Genomic DNA, 17168 nt, shown 5'->3' on the forward strand with positions numbered 1-17168 from the left:
CATGGCGAATACCGAGTCGAAGACCACTGAGAACGCAGACCTTTCACCCGAGCATCTCGATCCGGAGCAGATCCGGATCCGAAAGGAAAAGCGTCAGCGTCTCCTCGACGACGGAACCGAGGCCTACCCTGTCGAGGTGCCGCGCACCCATACGCTGGCAGAGGTCCACGCCGCCCATGACTGGCTCGAGGCCGGAGACGAGACCGAGGACATCGTCGGCGTCATCGGTCGTGTCGTCTTCGTCCGTACGACCGGCAAGCTGTGCTTCGTCACCCTCCAGTCCGGCGACGGCACCCGCCTGCAGGGAATGCTCTCGCTGCGTGAGGTCGGTCAGGAGCGCCTCGATGACTTCAAGACCGATGTCGACCTCGGCGACTTCCTGTTCCTGCACGGTCGTGTCATCAAGTCCAAGCGCGGCGAGCTCTCGGTGCTCGCCGACGCCTGGACGCTGGCCTCGAAGGCGCTGCGCCCGCTGCCGGGCCTGCACACCGAACTCGCCGAGGACACCCGCGTGCGCCAGCGCTACCTCGACCTCATCACCCGCGAACAGGCTCGCGAGACGATGCTCACCCGCGCGAAGGTGATGTCCTCGCTGCGGGAGACCTTCGCCGAGCAGGACTTCGTCGAGATCGAGACCCCGATGCTGCAGACCATGCACGGCGGTGCCTCGGCGCGTCCCTTCAAGACGCACATGAACGCCTACGACATCGACATGTATCTGCGCATCGCGCCCGAGCTGTTCCTCAAGAGGGCCATCGTCGGCGGCATCGAGAACGTCTTCGAGATCAACCGCAACTTCCGCAACGAGGGCGCTGACTCCACTCATTCCCCGGAGTTCGCGATGCTCGAGGCCTACCAGTCCTACGGCGACTACCATTCGATCGCGGACCTGACGAAGACGCTGATCCAGAACGCGGCGCAGAACGCCACCGGTTCGCTCGTCGTCACCCTCGACGACGGCTCGGAGTACGATTTCGGCGGCGACTGGGCGGTTGTGAGCATGTACGAATCGCTGTCAGAGGAGTCCGGCGTCGAAGTCACCCCCGAGACAGGGCTCGACGTGCTCGATGCGATCGCAGCGGATCACGACGTCGATCTCAACGGAGTGTTCCGCTCGCACGGCAAGTACGTCGAGGAGCTGTGGGAGCACTTCTACCAGGACAGGCTGTGGGAGCCGACCTTCGTCACCGACTTCCCCGTCGACACCTCACCGCTGGTGCGCGAGCACCGGGAGAAGAAGGGCGTCGTGGAGAAGTGGGACCTCTACGTGCGCGGATTCGAACTGGCCACCGGCTACTCCGAGCTCGTCGACCCGGTCATCCAGCGTCAGCGCTTCGAAGCCCAGGCCGCCGACGCCGCCCGCGGCGACGATGAGGCCATGGGCCTCGACGAGGACTTCCTCATGGCGATGGAGCACGGAATGCCGCCGACCGGAGGCATGGGTATGGGCCTCGACCGTCTGCTCATGGCGCTGACCGGATTGGGAATCCGCGAAACCATTCTCTTCCCATTCACGAAGCCCTTGGCGGCTTCTCACGAGGACACAGTCGAGGAGGGCTGATCGACATGATGGAAATCCTCAAAGCGCTGCTTCCCTCGATCTGCGTCGGACTGCTGTTCTGGTATGTGATTAGGAACATCCTCCGCGCCGATCGCAATGAGCGCGAACAGGTCGATAAATACTATTCGGAGATTGACGCTAACGAAGTCGACAACAATTCGGAATCAGATGTTAGGATGAATGCGACAAAAACCTCTGATTACGAAAAGAGTGAACATGGCAAGGGAAATGCGCCTCGTTCTCACGGATGATTTCGACGGAACCGAAGCGGCAGAAACCGTGCGCTTCAGCTTGGACCAGGCAACGTACGAACTCGAGCTCTCAACAGAGAATGCCGATAAGCTTCGTGAGACTTTCGCCCCATTCATCGCCAAAGCACGTCGCGTAGCCAATACCGGCGGTCGTGCCCGTCGCGGCGGCCCCGCCGGCCCGAAGCGGGACACCGCCAAGATCCGCGAATGGGCCCAGAACAACGGTTACCAGCTCGGTGACCGCGGCCGGATTCCTCTTGAGATCGTCGAGGCCTACGAGGCCGCGGAGAAATAAGAGGCTCGGCTCGCAGCCGCGAACTCCGAAGACAGTCCTGAGGGACCAGCGAATTCCATCGCTGGTCCCTCAGGACTTTTTCGTGTTGAGATCACGAGCATTCCGCGGGTTCCACGGCAAGGTACGTGGGCAGAACCTCGCGGATACGCAAACTCAGCCAATTGCCAGGAATTAAGAATTTGAAAGACATGAGGGCGAAGGGGCAGTCAAATACGACAGCGAATTCCGGGCCGCATCAAGGGAGCCTGTGGTGCATGAACGACGCGGATATCCGATATCCAGGCGGAGCCGCTACGCGGGTTCATTCAGCTGGGTCCGTGCAGCCTGCAGATGCTCCGGCTCGCCGGTCTGCAGTGCCAAGAGTCCCAATTCCACGGGCGTGGCGGAGTAGAGCTCATCGCAGTGTTCGGCGAACCTCGGCCAGACGCGACCGCCTGCTTCGACATACCGCGCGATCGTCATCTCGAAGGCAGCCGCAGAGACGCTGGCGCGGTGGAACACGAAGTCCCGTGCCGGATCGCTGACGGCAGCGGTCGTCCAGTCGAGGATGCCCACGTTGATCGGGCCATCCATGAGCTGATGAGCCGGATACACCTCGCCGTGGGTGACAGCCGTGAACGTCGGCCAGAAGCTGTCGTCGTCGAGCCACTCTCTCCATCTCCGACGCAGGCTCGGCGCCACGTCGAACTCGGCGTCGACTCGTGCGACGTCATCGCGCTTGCGCTGCCGCACCTCGGCGGGGGAGAGGATCGGGATGCCCGAGCCCCGAACGGCATCCGGATCGACGGTGTGCAGCTCGGCGAGCACACCACCGAGCGATTCGGCGTATTCGGGGGACTCGACATCGACATGCCACCGCGGCTGCCCGTCATCGCCGAGCGTCAACCCGGGAGTGCCCGGCAGAAGCGGGTAGGCGATGAGTTCCTCTGTGTGAATCTGCCAGTCAGGGACTGCGATGCTCAGCTGCGGTGCGATATTCCTCAGGAAACGCCCCTCGACGGCGGCGCGGGCGGCGACGTCCGGGCGCGAGGTATCCGGAGCACCCAGGATCGGCCGTCGACGGCCTCGCCGATGGCGAGCTGGAAATCGAGGCCGAGTTCGTTGATCATGATGGACTCGGCAACGAGGTCGAGACCGTGATCGAGAGCGTATTCCCGGATTGTCGAACGATCGGCGGGCATAGAAACGGCCCTTCTGACCAGATTGCATATCCCTCGAGTCTAGGGAATTTCGCCCACAGCCAAACGGTTTCGGCTCATGGCGAAACGTGCAATAGAACCGCGCCGATGGTCGTTAGGCTCAGAAGAATCAGAAGACCGAGGAGGATGAATATGTTCGAGCGGTTCACCGACCGAGCACGACGCGTCGTGGTGCTCGCGCAGGAAGAAGCGAAACTTCTCAAACACAACTACATCGGAACCGAGCACATTCTGCTCGGCCTCATCCATGAGGGTGAGGGCCTGGCGGCAAAGGCTCTCGAGGGCATGGACATCTCCCTCGAACAGGTGCGGGACCAGGTCCAGGAGATCATCGGCCAGGGACAGCAGGCCCCCAGCGGCCACATCCCCTTCACACCACGGGCGAAGAAAGTCCTCGAACTCAGCCTGCGTGAGGCCCTGCAGCTGGGCCACAGCTACATCGGCACCGAACACATCCTGCTCGGCCTCATCCGTGAGGGTGAAGGAGTCGCTGCTCAGGTGCTCGTCAAGCTCGGAGCCGACCTCGGACGGGTCCGCCAGGAAGTCATCAAGCTGCTCTCCGGCTACCAGGGCAAGGAACCTGTTTCCGCGGGCGGGCGCGAAGAGGGAGCTCCGTCGGGTTCGCTCGTGCTCGACCAGTTCGGCACCAACCTCACCGCAGCGGCCCGCGAGGCGAAGCTCGACCCGGTCATCGGACGACATGAGCAGATGCAGCGCGTGATGCAAGTCCTCTCGCGCCGGACCAAGAACAACCCTGTGCTCATCGGCGAACCCGGTGTCGGCAAGACGGCTGTGGTCGAGGGGCTGGCTCAGGCCATCGTCAACGGCGATGTGCCAGAGATCCTCACGGACAAGCAGCTCTACACACTCGACCTCGGTTCGCTGGTCGCCGGCTCGCGCTACCGCGGTGATTTCGAGGAACGCCTGAAGAAGGTGCTCAAGGAGATCCGCACCCGCGGCGACATCATCCTCTTCATCGACGAGATCCACACCCTCGTCGGGGCGGGTGCCGCCGAAGGCGCAATCGATGCCGCATCGATCCTCAAGCCCATGCTGGCTCGCGGAGAGCTGCAGACCATCGGTGCGACCACTCTCGACGAGTACCGCAAGCACATCGAGAAGGATGCCGCCCTCGAGCGTCGTTTCCAGCCGATCCAGGTTCCCGAGCCGTCGCTGGCGCATTCGATCGAGATCCTCAAGGGTCTGCGCGACAAGTACGAAGCGCACCACAAGGTCACCGTCACCGACGGTGCCCTCGCGGCGGCGGTGAACATGTCCGATCGCTACATCAACGACCGGTACCTGCCGGACAAGGCGATCGACCTCATCGACGAAGCCGGTGCCAAACTGCGCATCTCACGTCTGTCCGTACCTCAGGAGGTGCGTGACCTGGAGGAGAAGATCCTCGAGGCTCGGCACCGCAAGGAGGCCGCGATCGACGCGCAGGACTTCGAACTCGCCGCCTCTGAGCGCGATTCCGAGATGAAGCTGGTCAAGGAGAAGGAAGAGCAGACCGAAGCCTGGCGCAAGTCCGGCACCGACACCTCGAAGGTCGTCGACGCCGATCTCATCGCCGAGGTGCTCGCCTCTGCCACCGGCATCCCGATCTTCAAGCTCACCGAGGAAGAGTCCTCGCGTCTGCTGCGGATGGAAGACGAGCTGCACAAGCGCGTCATCGGTCAGAACGATGCGGTGAAGTCGATCTCGCGGGCGATCCGTCGCACCCGAGCCGGTCTCAAGGACCCGAAGCGGCCGTCCGGATCGTTCATCTTCGCCGGTCCCACCGGCGTGGGCAAGACCGAGCTGGCCAAGGCTCTGGCCGAGTTCCTCTTCGGTGACGAGGACTCGCTCATCAGCCTCGATATGTCGGAGTACTCCGAGAAGCACACCGTGTCGCGGCTGTTCGGTTCGCCTCCGGGATACGTCGGCTACGAAGAGGGCGGTCAGCTCACGGAGAAGGTGCGTCGCAAACCGTTCTCCGTCGTCCTCTTCGACGAGGTGGAGAAGGCCCACTCGGATATCTTCAACTCGCTGCTGCAGATCCTCGAAGACGGTCGTCTCACCGACTCCCAGGGCCGTGAGGTCGACTTCAAGAACACGATCATCATCATGACGACCAACCTCGGTACGCGCGACGTCTCGAGCGGACTCCAGCTCGGATTCCAGGTCGAGGGTGATACGAAGACGAACTATGACCGGATGAAACAGCGGGTCAACGAAGAGCTCAAGCAGCACTTCCGCCCCGAGTTCCTCAACCGTGTCGATGACACGATCGTGTTCCCGCAGCTGAGCAAGGAAGAGATCATCAAGATCGTCGACCTCTTCCTCGAACGCCTCGACACCCGTCTTGCCGATCAGGGCATGAAGGTCGAGGTCTCGGACGAGGCGAAGACCCTGCTCGCCGAACGCGGCTACGATCCCGTCCTGGGTGCCCGACCTCTGCGTCGGACCATCCAGCTCGAGATCGAGGACACCCTGTCCGAGAAGATCCTGTTCAAGGAGATCGGCCGCGGGCAGACCATCAAGGTCGACGTCAAGGGCGAAGGCAAGGACGCGGAGTTCACCTTCGAAGGCACCGAGACCGAGAGCCTCACACCCGATCAGGGTGAGGAGAACGAACTCGCGGGCGCGGGTTCGTCAAGCTCCGGCGGATCGTCGGAGACCTCCGCCTGATCGACTGAGTCGAAAGGAGCCCGGGGAGACGGCAGAGGCCGTCGCCCCGGGCTCCTTCGTGTCCGCGAGGGAGTCAGACTCTTTCGTGTCCGCGGCAGAGTCGGTTGTTTCGGCTCTGCAGGGTAGTCGGACTTTCGCCCGTGCGTCGGCGGATGGTGTTGAATGAGGACATGAGCTCTTCAGGCGCCGGCTTCGATCACGAACAGATCTCCACAGACCATCATCACAAGCATGAACTCCCCAGCGGTCTGTATCTGCGTCGCGCCAGGACGGGCGACGTCAAGGGCATCGAAGCACTCGTAGCTCCACTGGCGTCCGAACGGATCCTGCTGGCCAAGGATACGGTGACCTATTTCGAATCGCTGCAGGAGTTCTGGCTGGTTGTCGATCCTCGGCCCGACGGCTCCGAGATCCTGGCCGGATGCGGAGCCCTGCACATCATCTGGTCCGACCTCGCCGAGGCACGCACGGTTGCGACCTCTCCCGACTATCGGGGCAGGGGAGTGGGCAAGGCGATCATCCGCCAGCTGCTGACCGATGCCCGTGAGATCGGCGTCGACCGGGTCTTCTGCCTGACCTTCGAAACCGGGTTCTTCGGCTCCCTCGGCTTCGAACCGATCAAGGGCATCCCCGTCTCTCCCGAGGTCTACGTCGAACTCCTCCACTCCACCGACGAAGGTGTGGCGGAGTTCCTCGACCTGGCCCGGGTCAAGCCGAACACCTTGGGCAATTCGCGGATGATCAAGTACCTCTGACTCATCCCGGCAATGTCAGCGCGCGGTCGTCCTTCTGCGCCAGACCATCGGTGATGAGGTCGCCGATGAGGCGGGAGATCCTCTCCGCGTCGGTGCTCAGCTCGCGCACGCGAGCCAACGCTGCTGCCGTCGGCTCATCGAGCGAGTCGAGGAGATCCGGGTCGAGCGCGGTCACCGAGGTCGTGAACAGATCGATGTCGACGCCCGACTGATCCGCACCGGCGGCGTGACCGGTCTTGAGCACATCCATGATCGCCCCGCGCAGCTGCCGGTCGGTGCCCGCCCACTTCTGAGTCTTCGGCTTCGTCGCCGAGGCTGGCCTGCCCAACTGATTCCACATGCAGATGTCCTGAAGCGGACAGGCGGCGCAGTCGGGATTGCGCGCCGTGCACACGAGTGCCCCGAACTCCATCACGCCTGCGTTCCATTGCACATGGTCGTGCTCGGGGACGAATCCGGAAGCCCAGGCAGTCTCGTTCCGGCTCGGCGAGGTGGTGGGGCGTTCCCGTCCGCCGAAGAGGCGGATGAGGACGCGCCGCACGTTCGTGTCCAGAACGGTCGTTCTACGACCGTGGGCGAAGGAGGCGACGGCGGCCGCCGTGTAGGATCCGATCCCCGGCAGCTCCTCGAGCTCCTCGGCGGTGTCGGGAACGGTGTTGTCCTTCTGCTCGGCGATGACGCGTGCGGCTTCCTGAAGTCTCAGCGCCCGCCGCGGATAGCCCAGGCGGTCCCAGCGCTGGAGCACCTCGGCGGTGGGGGCCGCAGCAAGGTCGGCCGGTGTCGGCCAGACCGACATCCACTCTCGCCAGCGCGGTTCGACTCGTGACACCGGGGTCTGCTGCGACATGATCTCGCTGACGAGGACGGCCCAGGCGCTGGTCTCGGGGTGCCTCCACGGGAGGTCTCGGGCGGCCGATTCGAACCAGGAGATGATCGTGGACTGCACACGTCTGAGTACCGGTTCGGCAACCTCGGGGAAGGACGAATCCGGCGCTGACGAAGTCGATTCGGGAGTGACTCGGTGTGTCATTTGGATGCTCATTCGCAATTGCCTAGGCTCAAAGCGATGACTCCTTCCAATCGTGGTTCGCAGCCGCAGCGAGCTGCTGGCCAGCCCCGTCAGTCTAGCGGGAAGCTGCCTGCCCACGTGTACCGCAGACGCCGCATCACGCTGGCGGTGTTCAGTCTCGTCGTCCTCGGACTGCTGGTGTTGGGCATCGTCGGCATCGTCAAAGCGATCGGCAGCAGCGGGGGAGACGACGGCGAAGTCACGGCCGAACCATCAGAACAGGAGACGACGACGGCGGCGCCTGTGCCGGATGAGAAGGCTGCGAGCGGGAAGTGTCCCGAGGGCAAGATCTCGCTCAAGGCGAAGGTCGACCCGGAATCAGTCAAGGACGGCGACGAACCCGAGTTCGGGATGGTCATCGCGAACGACCATGACGCGACCTGCCTCATCGAGGTCGGTACGAAGAAGCAGGAATTCATCGTCAAGAAGGACGGCGACGTGGTCTGGTCGTCGAAGTACTGTGCTGCATCGAAGGATGAGAACGCAGAGGTCTCGACCGAGTTCGCGCCGCAGTCGGAGAAGACCGCGAAGCTCAAGTGGAATCGGATCCAGGTCGACAAGAACTGCAACAAGACGAACAAGGACTTCGCGTCCGGGGACTACGAACTCGTCGTCAAACTCGATGACAAGCAGAGCAAGCCGGCGAAGTTCGAACTCGAGAAGAGCGCCGCCGAGAAGGCGAAAGAGAAGAAAGAGGCCGACGAGAAGAAGGCCGACGAGGACAAGAAGAAAGCCGACGAGGACAAGAAGTCGGGTGCGGACGAGACGTCCGATGACGGTGAGGGGTGAACCTCACGCTCCGCGGTAGGACCCGACTCCCCACGAATTTCCGTCGTGGTCGCGGAAGTCGAATTCGCGGCCGCCGTGCTCCTGCGTCGCCACTGGTCTGACGATGGCGTGTCCCATGTCGACGATCTCCTGGTAGAGGCGGTCGACTTCACGTTCGGTATCGACGACGACATAGATCGAACTGCCGCCCACGGCGTCGAGCGCCGATCCGTCATTGCGGACGGAGCCGATCATGATTCCGCCCGTGTCGCCGAGCGCGAATTCGCCATGGTCGACGACCGCCGGGTCCGATTCGTTGCGGACGATCAGACGCTCAGTGAACCCGAGCGTGAGCAGCAGAGCGATCGTGGCGTTCGCATCCGAGGTCCTCAGCGCCGGAAAGACTGTCGTGGTCATACCTCCAGGATGCTCCATTCAGGCGGGAAAGTCCCGAACTTTCTCGCACATGGCCTGCGCCCGGCCCTGCACCCGGCGCCCGAATCAGGAGGTCTTGAGCAGAACCTGCACCGCTTCGGCGATGTGCTCGCATTCCTTGATCTTCATATTGTCCGGTGCCGGGACATTGCGCATGGCTTCCTTGGCGACGATGGCATGTGTGATCCCTAAGCGTCTGGCCTCGTTGAGACGCTGCCCGAGGTTGGGGACGTTGCGGACCTCACCGGACAGGCTGATCTCGCCGATGCCGACGAACTTCGTCCACAACGGCCTGCCCAGCGCTGCCGATGCCAGGGACAGGCAGATCGCCAGATCGCTGGCCGGTTCGGACAGCTTCGCCCCGCCGACGGTGGCGGCGAAGACATCGGACTTCGCCAACTGGACACCAGGGATGTTCTGACTGAGCACGGCCAACATCATCGCCACTCGCGAGGAGTCGACACCGGAGACGGATCGCCGTGACTGACCCCCGGAGGACTCGGTGATGAGCGACTGCACTTCGACGAGCAGAGGACGCTTGCCTTCCTGAGTGACGGTCAGGCAGGTTCCCGGCGGATTCGATCCGCTGCGGGAGAGGAAGAGTCCTGACGGGTCTTCGAGGCTCTTGATCCCGTTCTCCTCCATGTCGAAGCAGCCGACGTCGTCGGTGGGTCCGAAGCGGTTCTTGACTGCCCTGAGCATGCGCAGACGTGAATGCTTCTCGCCTTCGAAGGTGCACACTACGTCGACGAGGTGCTCGAGGAGGCGGGGACCGGCGATCGTGCCGTCCTTCGTGATGTGGCCGACGAGCACTGTGGGCAGGGACTTGGCCTTGGCTTCCCTGATGAGTGCCGCGGCGACCTCCCGGACCTGGGTGACGCCGCCGGGGACTCCTTCGACCTCTGAGGATGCGAGCGTCTGGATGGAATCGACGATGAGCAGTTCCGGCGCCTCGGCCTCGATCATGCCCAGCACCGAACCGAGATCGGTTTCCGCAGCGAGCAGCAGCGAGTCTTCGAGGGCGTTGATCCTCTCGGCACGGAGTCGGACCTGACCGGCGGATTCCTCACCGGTGACGTAGAGGACCTTGGTGCCGAACTTCGCGATGCGGGCGGCAACATCGAGCAGCAGCGTCGATTTGCCCACGCCCGGTTCGCCGGAGAGGAGGACGACGGCACCGGGTACGATTCCGCCGCCGAGCACCCTGTCGAACTCACTGACGAAGGTCGACCGTGCCTGGGCTTGGGAGGAGTCGACTTCATTGATCGATTTCGCGCCCGAGGACTTCTTGACCTTGGTCTTCACCTTCGAAGCGTTCGCGCCCTTCTCCTCGAGGGTGCCCCAAGCCTGGCATTCGGGGCAGCGCCCGAGCCATTTGACGGTCGAATAGCCGCATTCGGTGCAGGTGAATGACATACCGCAATTCTGGCACGAGGAGCTGACACGAGGAGCGGAAATGCGAAAGGGCACCCGACGATCGCATCGTCGGATGCCCTTTCGGACGGGGGTGCGGAAGCCTGCTCAGTCGAGCGTGGTGAGGATTCGGGGCCCGTCCTCGGTGATGGCGATGGTGTTTTCCGAATGTGCGCCGTTCGATCCGTCGGCCAGGCGCAGGGTCCAGCCGTCCTTGTCGACGGTGAGCTTCTTCGAGGTGAAGGACCACCAGGGCTCGATGGCCAGAGTCAGGCCCGGCTTGAGGACGAGCCCACGACCGCCCTTGCCGCGATTGGCCACGTGCGGATCCTCGTGCATCGTGTGGCCGAGTCCGTGGCCGCCGAAGTCGAGGTTGACCGGGATGCGCTGTTCGTCGGCAACGTCTCCGATGGCCTTCGAAATGTCGCCGAGGCGGTTCCCGGCCTGGGCGGCGTTGATGCCGGCCTCCAGCCCGTTCCAGGTGGAGTCGATGAGTCGCTGGTCCTCGTCGCTGCCGTTTCCGACGACGACGGAACGTGCCGCGTCGGCGACCCAGCCGTCGATGGACACGGCGAAGTCGAGCGTGAGCAGGTCGCCGTCCTTGAGGACATAGCTGTGCGGTTTGCCGTGGAGGACTCCGTCATTGACCGACAGGCAGATGACGTTGCGGAACGGGCCTTCGCCGAAAGACGGGGCGTAGTCCCAATAGCAGGACTTGGCTCCGGCGTCCTCGATGAGCTTTCGGGCACGCTTCTCCAGGTGCATGATGTCCATGCCGGGTTCCGCGATCTCAGACAGTTCGGCCAGAGTCTTGGCGACGAAACGGCCGGTCACCGCCATCTTGTCGATCTCGGCGGGTGTCTTCAGCTCGATCACAGGGGTTCTCCTTCGACGGTGCGCGGGGCTTCTGCGGCGTGCGGGAGTGCACGGGTGCGCGCTGTTTCTGCGGTGCGCGGGGTGTCCACTGCGCGCGATTCACTGTCGATTCTAGTTGCTGTCGCCGCTGACGCTGTGGTCAGGGGCCTGTGCGTGACGAACCAGACAGACGCGCGCTCGGCCGGGGTTCGCGGGAGCCGGTCAGAGGCTCCCAACGCTCGTTCAAGAGTTGGCGCAATTTTCGATAGGTGCACGGATCGATAGACGTGCTCACCCTTGAACGAGGAGGGAGAAGATGCGGAAACCGCTTCCTCAGAGGAACTCGACGCCCTGGGCCAGCGGCAGCTCGCCCGAGTAGTTGATCGTGTTCGTGGCCTGCCGCATGTAGGCCTTCCACGAATCGGTGCCCGACTCACGACCACCGCCGGTCTCCTTCTCTCCACCGAAGGCTCCGCCGATCTCCGCCCCTGAGGTGCCGATGTTGACGTTGGCAATGCCGCAGTCCGATCGGGCCAGGAACCTCTCGGACTCAGCCAGCTCCGAGGTGAAGATCGCCGAGGACAGTCCCTGCGGCACGTCGTTGTGGATCTCGAGCGCCTCGTCGAGGTCCGAATAGGTCACGACGTAGAGGATCGGAGCGAAGGTCTCGTCCTTCATCACCGCCGTCTGCCCGGGCATGCGCACCACTGCCGGTTCGACGTAGTGCGCGTCCGGCCGCTCATCGGCCAGCACGCGTCCGCCGCCGCACCGCACCTTGCCACCCTCGGACTCGGCCTGCTTGAGTGCTGACTGCATCGCCTCGTACGATCCCTCGTTGATGAGCGGTCCCACGAGCACGCCGTCATCGGTCGGCGACCCGATGCTCAGCGTCCGGTAGGCCGCGACGACCTTGTCGACGAAGTCATCGGCGATTGACTCGTGCACGATGAGCCGCCGCAGCGTCGTGCACCTCTGACCGGCGGTGCCGGCGGCCGCGAAGACCACACCGCGCAGGGCCAGATCGATGTCCGCGCTCGGAGTCACGATCGCGGCATTGTTGCCGCCGAGTTCGAGCAGGATCCGCCCGAACCGTGCGGCCACGACCGGTCCGACCTCGCGGCCCATCCGCACGGAACCGGTCGCCGAGACCAAAGCCACGCGCCCATCGCGGACCATGACGTCACCGATGTCCCGACCCCCGATGAGGACAGGCGCGAGATTCTCCGGTGCCCCCACCTCGGCGGCGGCCCGGGCGAGCAGGGACTGCGCCCCGAGAGCGGCGAGCACCGCGTTCTCCGATGGCTTCCACACCACCGCGTCACCGGCGACGAGCGCCAGCGCGGTGTTCCACGAATACACGGCCACGGGGAAGTTGAACGCCGAGATCACCCCGACGACGCCGAGCGGATGCCACGTCTCCATCAGCCGGTGACCAGGACGTTCACTGGGCATCGTCTTGCCCCACAACTGCCGTGACTGACCGAGCGCGAACTCGCAGATATCGATCATCTCCTGCACCTCGCCCGCGGCCTCCGATGGAGTCTTGCCGGCCTCGACGGTGATGATCTTCGCCAGCTCCTCCTTGTGCTCGCCGAGCAGTTGACCCCAGCGCTGGACCAGCTGACCGCGCACGGGGGCCGGCACGTCGCGCCAGGCCTCGAAGGCCTGTTGTGCGGCGGCGATCTTGTCCGCTGCGGAATCCGGAGTGTCCGCGGCGATCGTGCCGAGGTCCTGTCCGGTGATGGGGGAGCGGGCAGGAAGGTTGGCCGAGGCGGCCGATTCCTTGAGCGCGTCAGCGCTGACCCCGCACGCGCTGAGTCCCTCGGTGAGGAGGTCGGTGATGGTCTGGTCGGTGGGCAGTGCGGTCATGGTGATCCTTTCGTCGTCTGTTGTGCGGATCGGCTGTTCGGCCGGTCGGTGGTGATCTGTCGTGTTGGTGGGGCGTCGGGTTGGCGAGGGTGAGTGCGTGCGGGTCAGACCACGTTGAGCTCCTTGCGCAGACCGGTGGTCGCGAAGCGGCGCTTGTCCATCGGGCTCACATCGACGAAGGGTTCGCGGCCGGTCATGAGGTCGGCGACGACCTCCCCGACGGCCGGGCCCATGAGGAAGCCGTGACCGGAGAAGCCGCAGGCGTAGAAGAACCCGGGCAGTTCCTCGGCCTCGCCGATGAGCGCATTGTGGTCCGGAGTCATCTCGTACAGACCGGCCCAGCCGCGCTTCGCCTCCACATCACCGAGTTCCGGGGTACGGGCCTCGATGTGTTCGGCCAGGGTGGCCAGCCAGTTCGGATCCCGTTTGTCGTTGAAGGACCAGTCGTCTGCCTCATCGGGACAGCCGAAGAGCAGTCCGGAGCCTTCCGGATGGACGTAGTAGCTGGTCGTGAAGTCGATGGTGAAGGGCATCCGCGTCGTGTCGAAGTCGACGGGTTCGGAGACCATGATCTCCCGCCGAAGCGGTCGGACGGGAAGGTCGACTCCGGCCAGTTCGCCGATGAGTCCGGACCAGGCCCCGGCCGCGGCCACGACCTGCGAGCAGGCGATGGTGCCGCGGTCGGTGATCACCGAGGTGACCCGCCGATCGGTGCTATCCCCACTCCTGGTGTTTTCCCCGGTCTCGAACCCGGTGACCTCGCAGGACTTGAGCACCCGCACACCGAGCCGACGGGCGGCGCTGATGTATCCGGACACGACGGCCTCGGGGGTGCAGTGACCGTCACCGGGGTTGAAAGCCCCGGCCACGAGGCCATCGGTATTCACATACGGGGCCAGTTCGGCGACCTCGGCGACGGTGAGCATCCGTGAATCGAGCCCCATCCGCTGCTGCAGAGCGACATTGGCGGCGAACGCTTCGGCGGATTCGTCGGAATCGAGGAGGAAGAGGTAGCCGTTGCGCACGAGGCCGATGTCGATGCCGAAGTCGCCCTCGAAGGTCGAGAGAACCTCGAGCCCGCGGGCGGCTAAGGCGATGTTGACCTCATCGGAGAACTGGCAGCGCACTCCGCCGGCGGCCTTCGACGTCGAGCCGGAGCCAGGGGAGTCGCGTTCGACGATGACGATATCCTCGATGCCGCGCTCGGCCAGGTGAAAGGCGATGGACGCACCCATCACGCCGGCACCGATGATGACGACCGAGGCGGTGGTGGGGAATGTGTCTTCGGCAGTGCTCGGGGTTGACGGGGTTTCCATGAGGCACCTCGCTTTCTGCTGCTGCGGCGACCATCAACGGCCGCCACGGCCGCGGAGGATGCCGACAGCGGTGTCGGCGAACTGTGACGTGTCTCCATTGTGCTGGTGCTCACAGTTAAGGACAAGGGAGAGTTTGTGAACGCTCTGTTCAGCATTCCTAAAGATAGATACGATGCCTCCATGACCTGGACACTCGGACAGCTGCGCACGTTCGTCTCCGTGGCCGAACTCGGCTCCATGACGCGTGCTGCCGACCACCTCGGCTACAGCGTCGGAGCCGTGTCGCAGCACATCACCGCCCTGCGCAAGGTCGTCGACTCCGACCTGTTCGTGCGTCGGGGCCGCGGACTCGTCCTCGCCGAGGCCGGACGCACACTGCTGCCGCGAGCACGCAACATCCTCGCCGCACAGCAGCAGGCGGAGATGGCGATGCTCGGACGCGACTTCCGGAGCGAAGCCATCGTCACGCTCGGCGTCTTCGGCTCGGCATCGATGACGGCGCTGCCGCAGGTGGTGGCCAGGCTCAAACGGCGCCACCCCGACATCGAGGTGCGGGCCCGAGAGATCGACGTCGAGACGATGTCCGCGTCGGTCATCGACGGCGTCATCGACCTCGGCATCGGGATCAATTATCCGGCCGTGCCGCTGCCGCCGATGCGGGGGCTGCGCTGGCAGGCCGTGGCCGCGGAGGACTTCGGCATCGTCGTGCCCGCCGGTCGTCCCCGCCCGTCCGCGGCCGATCTCGCCGAGGCCGACTGGATCCTCCCACCGGCCGAGGAGCTCTTCGGCCGAGCGATGCGCCTGGCGACCTCGGCGATGGGGATCAATGCGAAGGAGACGCACATCGTCACCGACACCGCGGTCGCGCTCGCCCTGGCCGGGACCGGGCTGGGGCTGACGCTGGCGACGCCGATCATGATGTCCTTGGGCGGGCGTGATGTCGACCTCCATCCCGTCGCCGAGGCGGGCGGCCGAGAGATCATCGTCCTGACCTCCCCGGACCCGAGCGAACCGGTGCGAGCCGTCGCCGAGGTGGTCGCGGACGTCTTCGCATGAACGCCTGCTCGACTGCGGATGATCTCGTCCTAGTATGAGGACATGAGCTTCGATCACAAGTGGAACCAGGTACGCAGGGCAAACCCCGAACATTCGGCGAACTACGCGCAGATGTGGCGCAAACGCGTTGCCGCTGGTCACGACATCGGGGGAGAGGCCCGCTTCGTCAATGCGATGGCACCGCGCGGTGCCCGCATCCTCGACGCCGGCTGTGGGACCGGTCGGGCAGGCGGCCTGCTCATCGACGAGGGCCATACCGTCTACGGTGTCGACCTCGACGAATTCCTCATCTCCGTCGCCGAGGAGGACTTCCCGAGCGGTGAATGGCACACCGGCGATCTTGCCGAGTTCGACTTCGCCGCGGCCGGGATCAACGAGATCGACGTGGCATTCTGTGCGGGCAATGTCCTCTCCTTCCTCGACCCCGCCTCTCGCCGACAGACCCTGGGCAACCTCAAATCCACGCTCAGACACGGGGGACGTCTCGTCTCCGGATTCGGTGCCGGACGCGGCTACGACTTCGACGACTTCGCCGAGGACATCAAGTCCACCGGCATGTTCATCGACCAGAAGTTCTCCACTTGGGAGCTCCACCCGTTCGAGCCGGGCAGTGACTTCCTCGTGCTCATCGCCCAGCGGCTGTGAGCTGGCGTCGTACGTTCGAAGCGGGCAGCGGCTCGGATTAGGCTGAAGTCGAATGATCCATCACTGAGCTGAGGAGAATCCATCATGATCTTCATCGTCGTGAAGTATGACGTGAAGCCCGAAAGCGTCGAGCAGTTCCCCGCGGCGGTGCGCGCCTTCACCGAGGCGACCCGTGCCGAACCGGGCAACCTGTGGTTCGAATGGTCGAAGAGCCTGGAGAACCCGAATGAGTACGTCCTCGTCGAGGCATTCACCGATGAAGGCGCCGAGCCGCACGTCAATAGCGACCACTTCGCCGCCGGCCTCGAGGCCATGCGCCCGCACCTGGTCTCGACCCCGAAGATCATCTCCCGCAAGATCGACGGCGAAGGCTGGGACGAGATGGGCGAACTGAAGATCGTCTGATCCGTCGACCGCGGTCATCCGAGCGAATAGACTTCTGCCATGGCGACGAAGGCAGTGAACATCGAGTCCATCGAGAAAGCGTTCGGCGAACCGTGGGCCACGACACGACAGCGCCTCGAGGATGCAGGTGGGGCATCGGCGAGCCATAAGGAACTCGCCGATGCCCTCTACCCGCAGTTCGAGGGCGTCGTCGACAAACACGGCTGGTGGGTCCAAGGTGCGGTCGTGGCCTATGAACAGGAGATCGGCAGGCGCGTACCCGGGCAGCGAGCCGACGGCACATTCGACGTCGCCGTGTCCCGCACGATCGCCGGTCAACGCAGCGACCTCGTCGCCGCGCTCGCCTCCCACGTCGACGGCACCCTCAACGGGGTCGCGCTCAAGGCTGAGCCCCGCACCTCGGAGACGGCGAAGCGCTCATTCTGGAGAACGAACCTCGATGAAGGAACGAAGATCGAGATCGCGGCCGAAACGAAGTCCGAAGACAAGTCACTCGTCGTCATCACCGCCTCGAAGCTGCCGAGTCCCGAAGCGCTCGAGGACTGGCGGGTCTTCCTCAAGGGCTTCCTCTAGCGGATCTGAGCGTGCCTGATATCTGAGCAT

At 64.2% G+C, this 17168-nt stretch carries 18 protein-coding genes; 10 read left to right on the forward strand and 8 right to left on the reverse strand.

The genetic code is table 11. The features are described from left to right. Position 1 precedes the first annotated feature (1 nt). The 3 genes from lysS to HK401_RS11085 are packed head-to-tail and all read left to right on the forward strand — an operon-like array spanning position 2 to position 2107. The gene (lysS, locus tag HK401_RS11075) at positions 2-1561 is read left to right on the forward strand and encodes a lysine--tRNA ligase (protein ID WP_181274709.1); all 1560 of its coding nucleotides are present in this window, start codon (positions 2-4) and stop codon (positions 1559-1561) included. A 5-nt stretch (positions 1562-1566) separates the two neighbouring features. Beyond that, complete coding sequence (locus HK401_RS11080) at positions 1567-1812, forward strand: hypothetical protein (RefSeq protein WP_181274906.1); 246 nt, start codon at positions 1567-1569, stop codon at positions 1810-1812. Then, the gene (locus HK401_RS11085) at positions 1778-2107 is read left to right on the forward strand and encodes a histone-like nucleoid-structuring protein Lsr2 (RefSeq protein ID WP_181274710.1); all 330 of its coding nucleotides are present in this window, start codon (positions 1778-1780) and stop codon (positions 2105-2107) included. The genes HK401_RS11080 and HK401_RS11085 overlap by 35 nt, the downstream gene beginning before the upstream one ends. A 291-nt stretch (positions 2108-2398) precedes the next feature. On the opposite strand, the gene HK401_RS11090 is transcribed toward HK401_RS11085, so the two are convergent. Together HK401_RS11090 and HK401_RS20735 are read right to left on the reverse strand one after the other, a co-directional pair. Further along, a complete protein-coding gene (locus HK401_RS11090; protein ID WP_309135975.1) occupies positions 2399-3157 on the reverse strand; it encodes a macrolide 2'-phosphotransferase in 759 nt (252 codons plus the stop codon). Beyond that, complete coding sequence (locus tag HK401_RS20735; RefSeq protein ID WP_258234176.1) at positions 3088-3288, reverse strand: hypothetical protein; 201 nt, start codon at positions 3286-3288, stop codon at positions 3088-3090. Before HK401_RS20735 ends, HK401_RS11090 begins: the two co-directional genes overlap by 70 nt. Before the next feature lie 150 nt (positions 3289-3438). Here HK401_RS20735 and HK401_RS11095 point away from each other — a divergent pair, with 150 nt between their 5' ends. Beyond that, positions 3439-5979 (forward strand): ATP-dependent Clp protease ATP-binding subunit, encoded by a 2541-nt coding sequence (locus tag HK401_RS11095; RefSeq protein ID WP_181274711.1) that lies wholly within the window; start codon positions 3439-3441, stop codon positions 5977-5979. Between the two features lie 170 nt (positions 5980-6149). Further along, positions 6150-6734 carry an amino-acid N-acetyltransferase gene (locus HK401_RS11100; RefSeq protein ID WP_181274712.1) on the forward strand — a complete coding sequence of 195 codons (585 nt, stop codon included), beginning with the start codon at positions 6150-6152 and terminating at the stop codon, positions 6732-6734. A gap of 1 nt (position 6735) precedes the next feature. Here HK401_RS11100 and HK401_RS11105 read toward each other — a convergent pair whose 3' ends face one another. Continuing rightward, entirely contained in the window at positions 6736-7764 is a 1029-nt protein-coding gene (locus tag HK401_RS11105) for an iron-sulfur binding domain-containing protein (protein WP_181274713.1), read from the reverse strand. 117 nt (positions 7765-7881) lie between these two features. Between HK401_RS11105 and HK401_RS11110 the strand changes: the two genes are divergently transcribed. Next, entirely contained in the window at positions 7882-8592 is a 711-nt protein-coding gene (locus tag HK401_RS11110) for a hypothetical protein (RefSeq protein ID WP_181274714.1), read from the forward strand. A 3-nt stretch (positions 8593-8595) separates the two neighbouring features. Here HK401_RS11110 and HK401_RS11115 read toward each other — a convergent pair whose 3' ends face one another. The 5 genes from HK401_RS11115 to HK401_RS11135 all read right to left on the reverse strand — a co-directional run bounded on the left by HK401_RS11115 (position 8596) and on the right by HK401_RS11135 (position 14459). Continuing rightward, positions 8596-8988 (reverse strand): VOC family protein, encoded by a 393-nt coding sequence (locus tag HK401_RS11115; RefSeq protein ID WP_258234145.1) that lies wholly within the window; start codon positions 8986-8988, stop codon positions 8596-8598. An 84-nt stretch (positions 8989-9072) separates the two neighbouring features. Then, on the reverse strand, positions 9073-10422 hold the full coding sequence (gene radA, locus HK401_RS11120) for a DNA repair protein RadA (protein ID WP_181274715.1): 1350 nt from the start codon (positions 10420-10422) through the stop codon (positions 9073-9075). Positions 10423-10527: 105 nt separating this feature from the next. Further along, positions 10528-11295 carry a type I methionyl aminopeptidase gene (gene map, locus HK401_RS11125; protein ID WP_166970416.1) on the reverse strand — a complete coding sequence of 256 codons (768 nt, stop codon included), beginning with the start codon at positions 11293-11295 and terminating at the stop codon, positions 10528-10530. A gap of 312 nt (positions 11296-11607) precedes the next feature. Then, the gene (amaB, locus tag HK401_RS11130) at positions 11608-13143 is read right to left on the reverse strand and encodes an L-piperidine-6-carboxylate dehydrogenase (protein ID WP_181274716.1); all 1536 of its coding nucleotides are present in this window, start codon (positions 13141-13143) and stop codon (positions 11608-11610) included. 104 nt (positions 13144-13247) lie between these two features. Then, a complete protein-coding gene (locus HK401_RS11135; protein WP_181274717.1) occupies positions 13248-14459 on the reverse strand; it encodes an NAD(P)/FAD-dependent oxidoreductase in 1212 nt (403 codons plus the stop codon). Positions 14460-14639: 180 nt separating this feature from the next. Here HK401_RS11135 and HK401_RS11140 point away from each other — a divergent pair, with 180 nt between their 5' ends. From HK401_RS11140 to HK401_RS11155, 4 genes are all read left to right on the forward strand, one after another. After that, positions 14640-15515 (forward strand): LysR family transcriptional regulator, encoded by an 876-nt coding sequence (locus HK401_RS11140; protein ID WP_181274718.1) that lies wholly within the window; start codon positions 14640-14642, stop codon positions 15513-15515. Between the two features lie 42 nt (positions 15516-15557). Next, positions 15558-16160: a class I SAM-dependent methyltransferase gene (locus tag HK401_RS11145; RefSeq protein ID WP_181274719.1), complete on the forward strand. Its 603-nt coding sequence runs from the start codon at positions 15558-15560 to the stop codon at positions 16158-16160. A gap of 84 nt (positions 16161-16244) precedes the next feature. Beyond that, positions 16245-16565, forward strand: coding sequence for a putative quinol monooxygenase (locus tag HK401_RS11150; protein ID WP_181274720.1), 321 nt, complete (start codon positions 16245-16247; stop codon positions 16563-16565). Between the two features lie 39 nt (positions 16566-16604). Then, positions 16605-17138, forward strand: a complete 534-nt coding sequence (locus HK401_RS11155; RefSeq protein WP_181274721.1) for a hypothetical protein — start codon at positions 16605-16607, stop codon at positions 17136-17138. The last annotated feature ends 30 nt before the right edge of the window (positions 17139-17168 follow it).

Origin of the sequence: Brevibacterium oceani, from assembly GCF_013623835.1 — a bacterium.
GTDB lineage: Bacteria > Actinomycetota > Actinomycetes > Actinomycetales > Brevibacteriaceae > Brevibacterium > Brevibacterium oceani.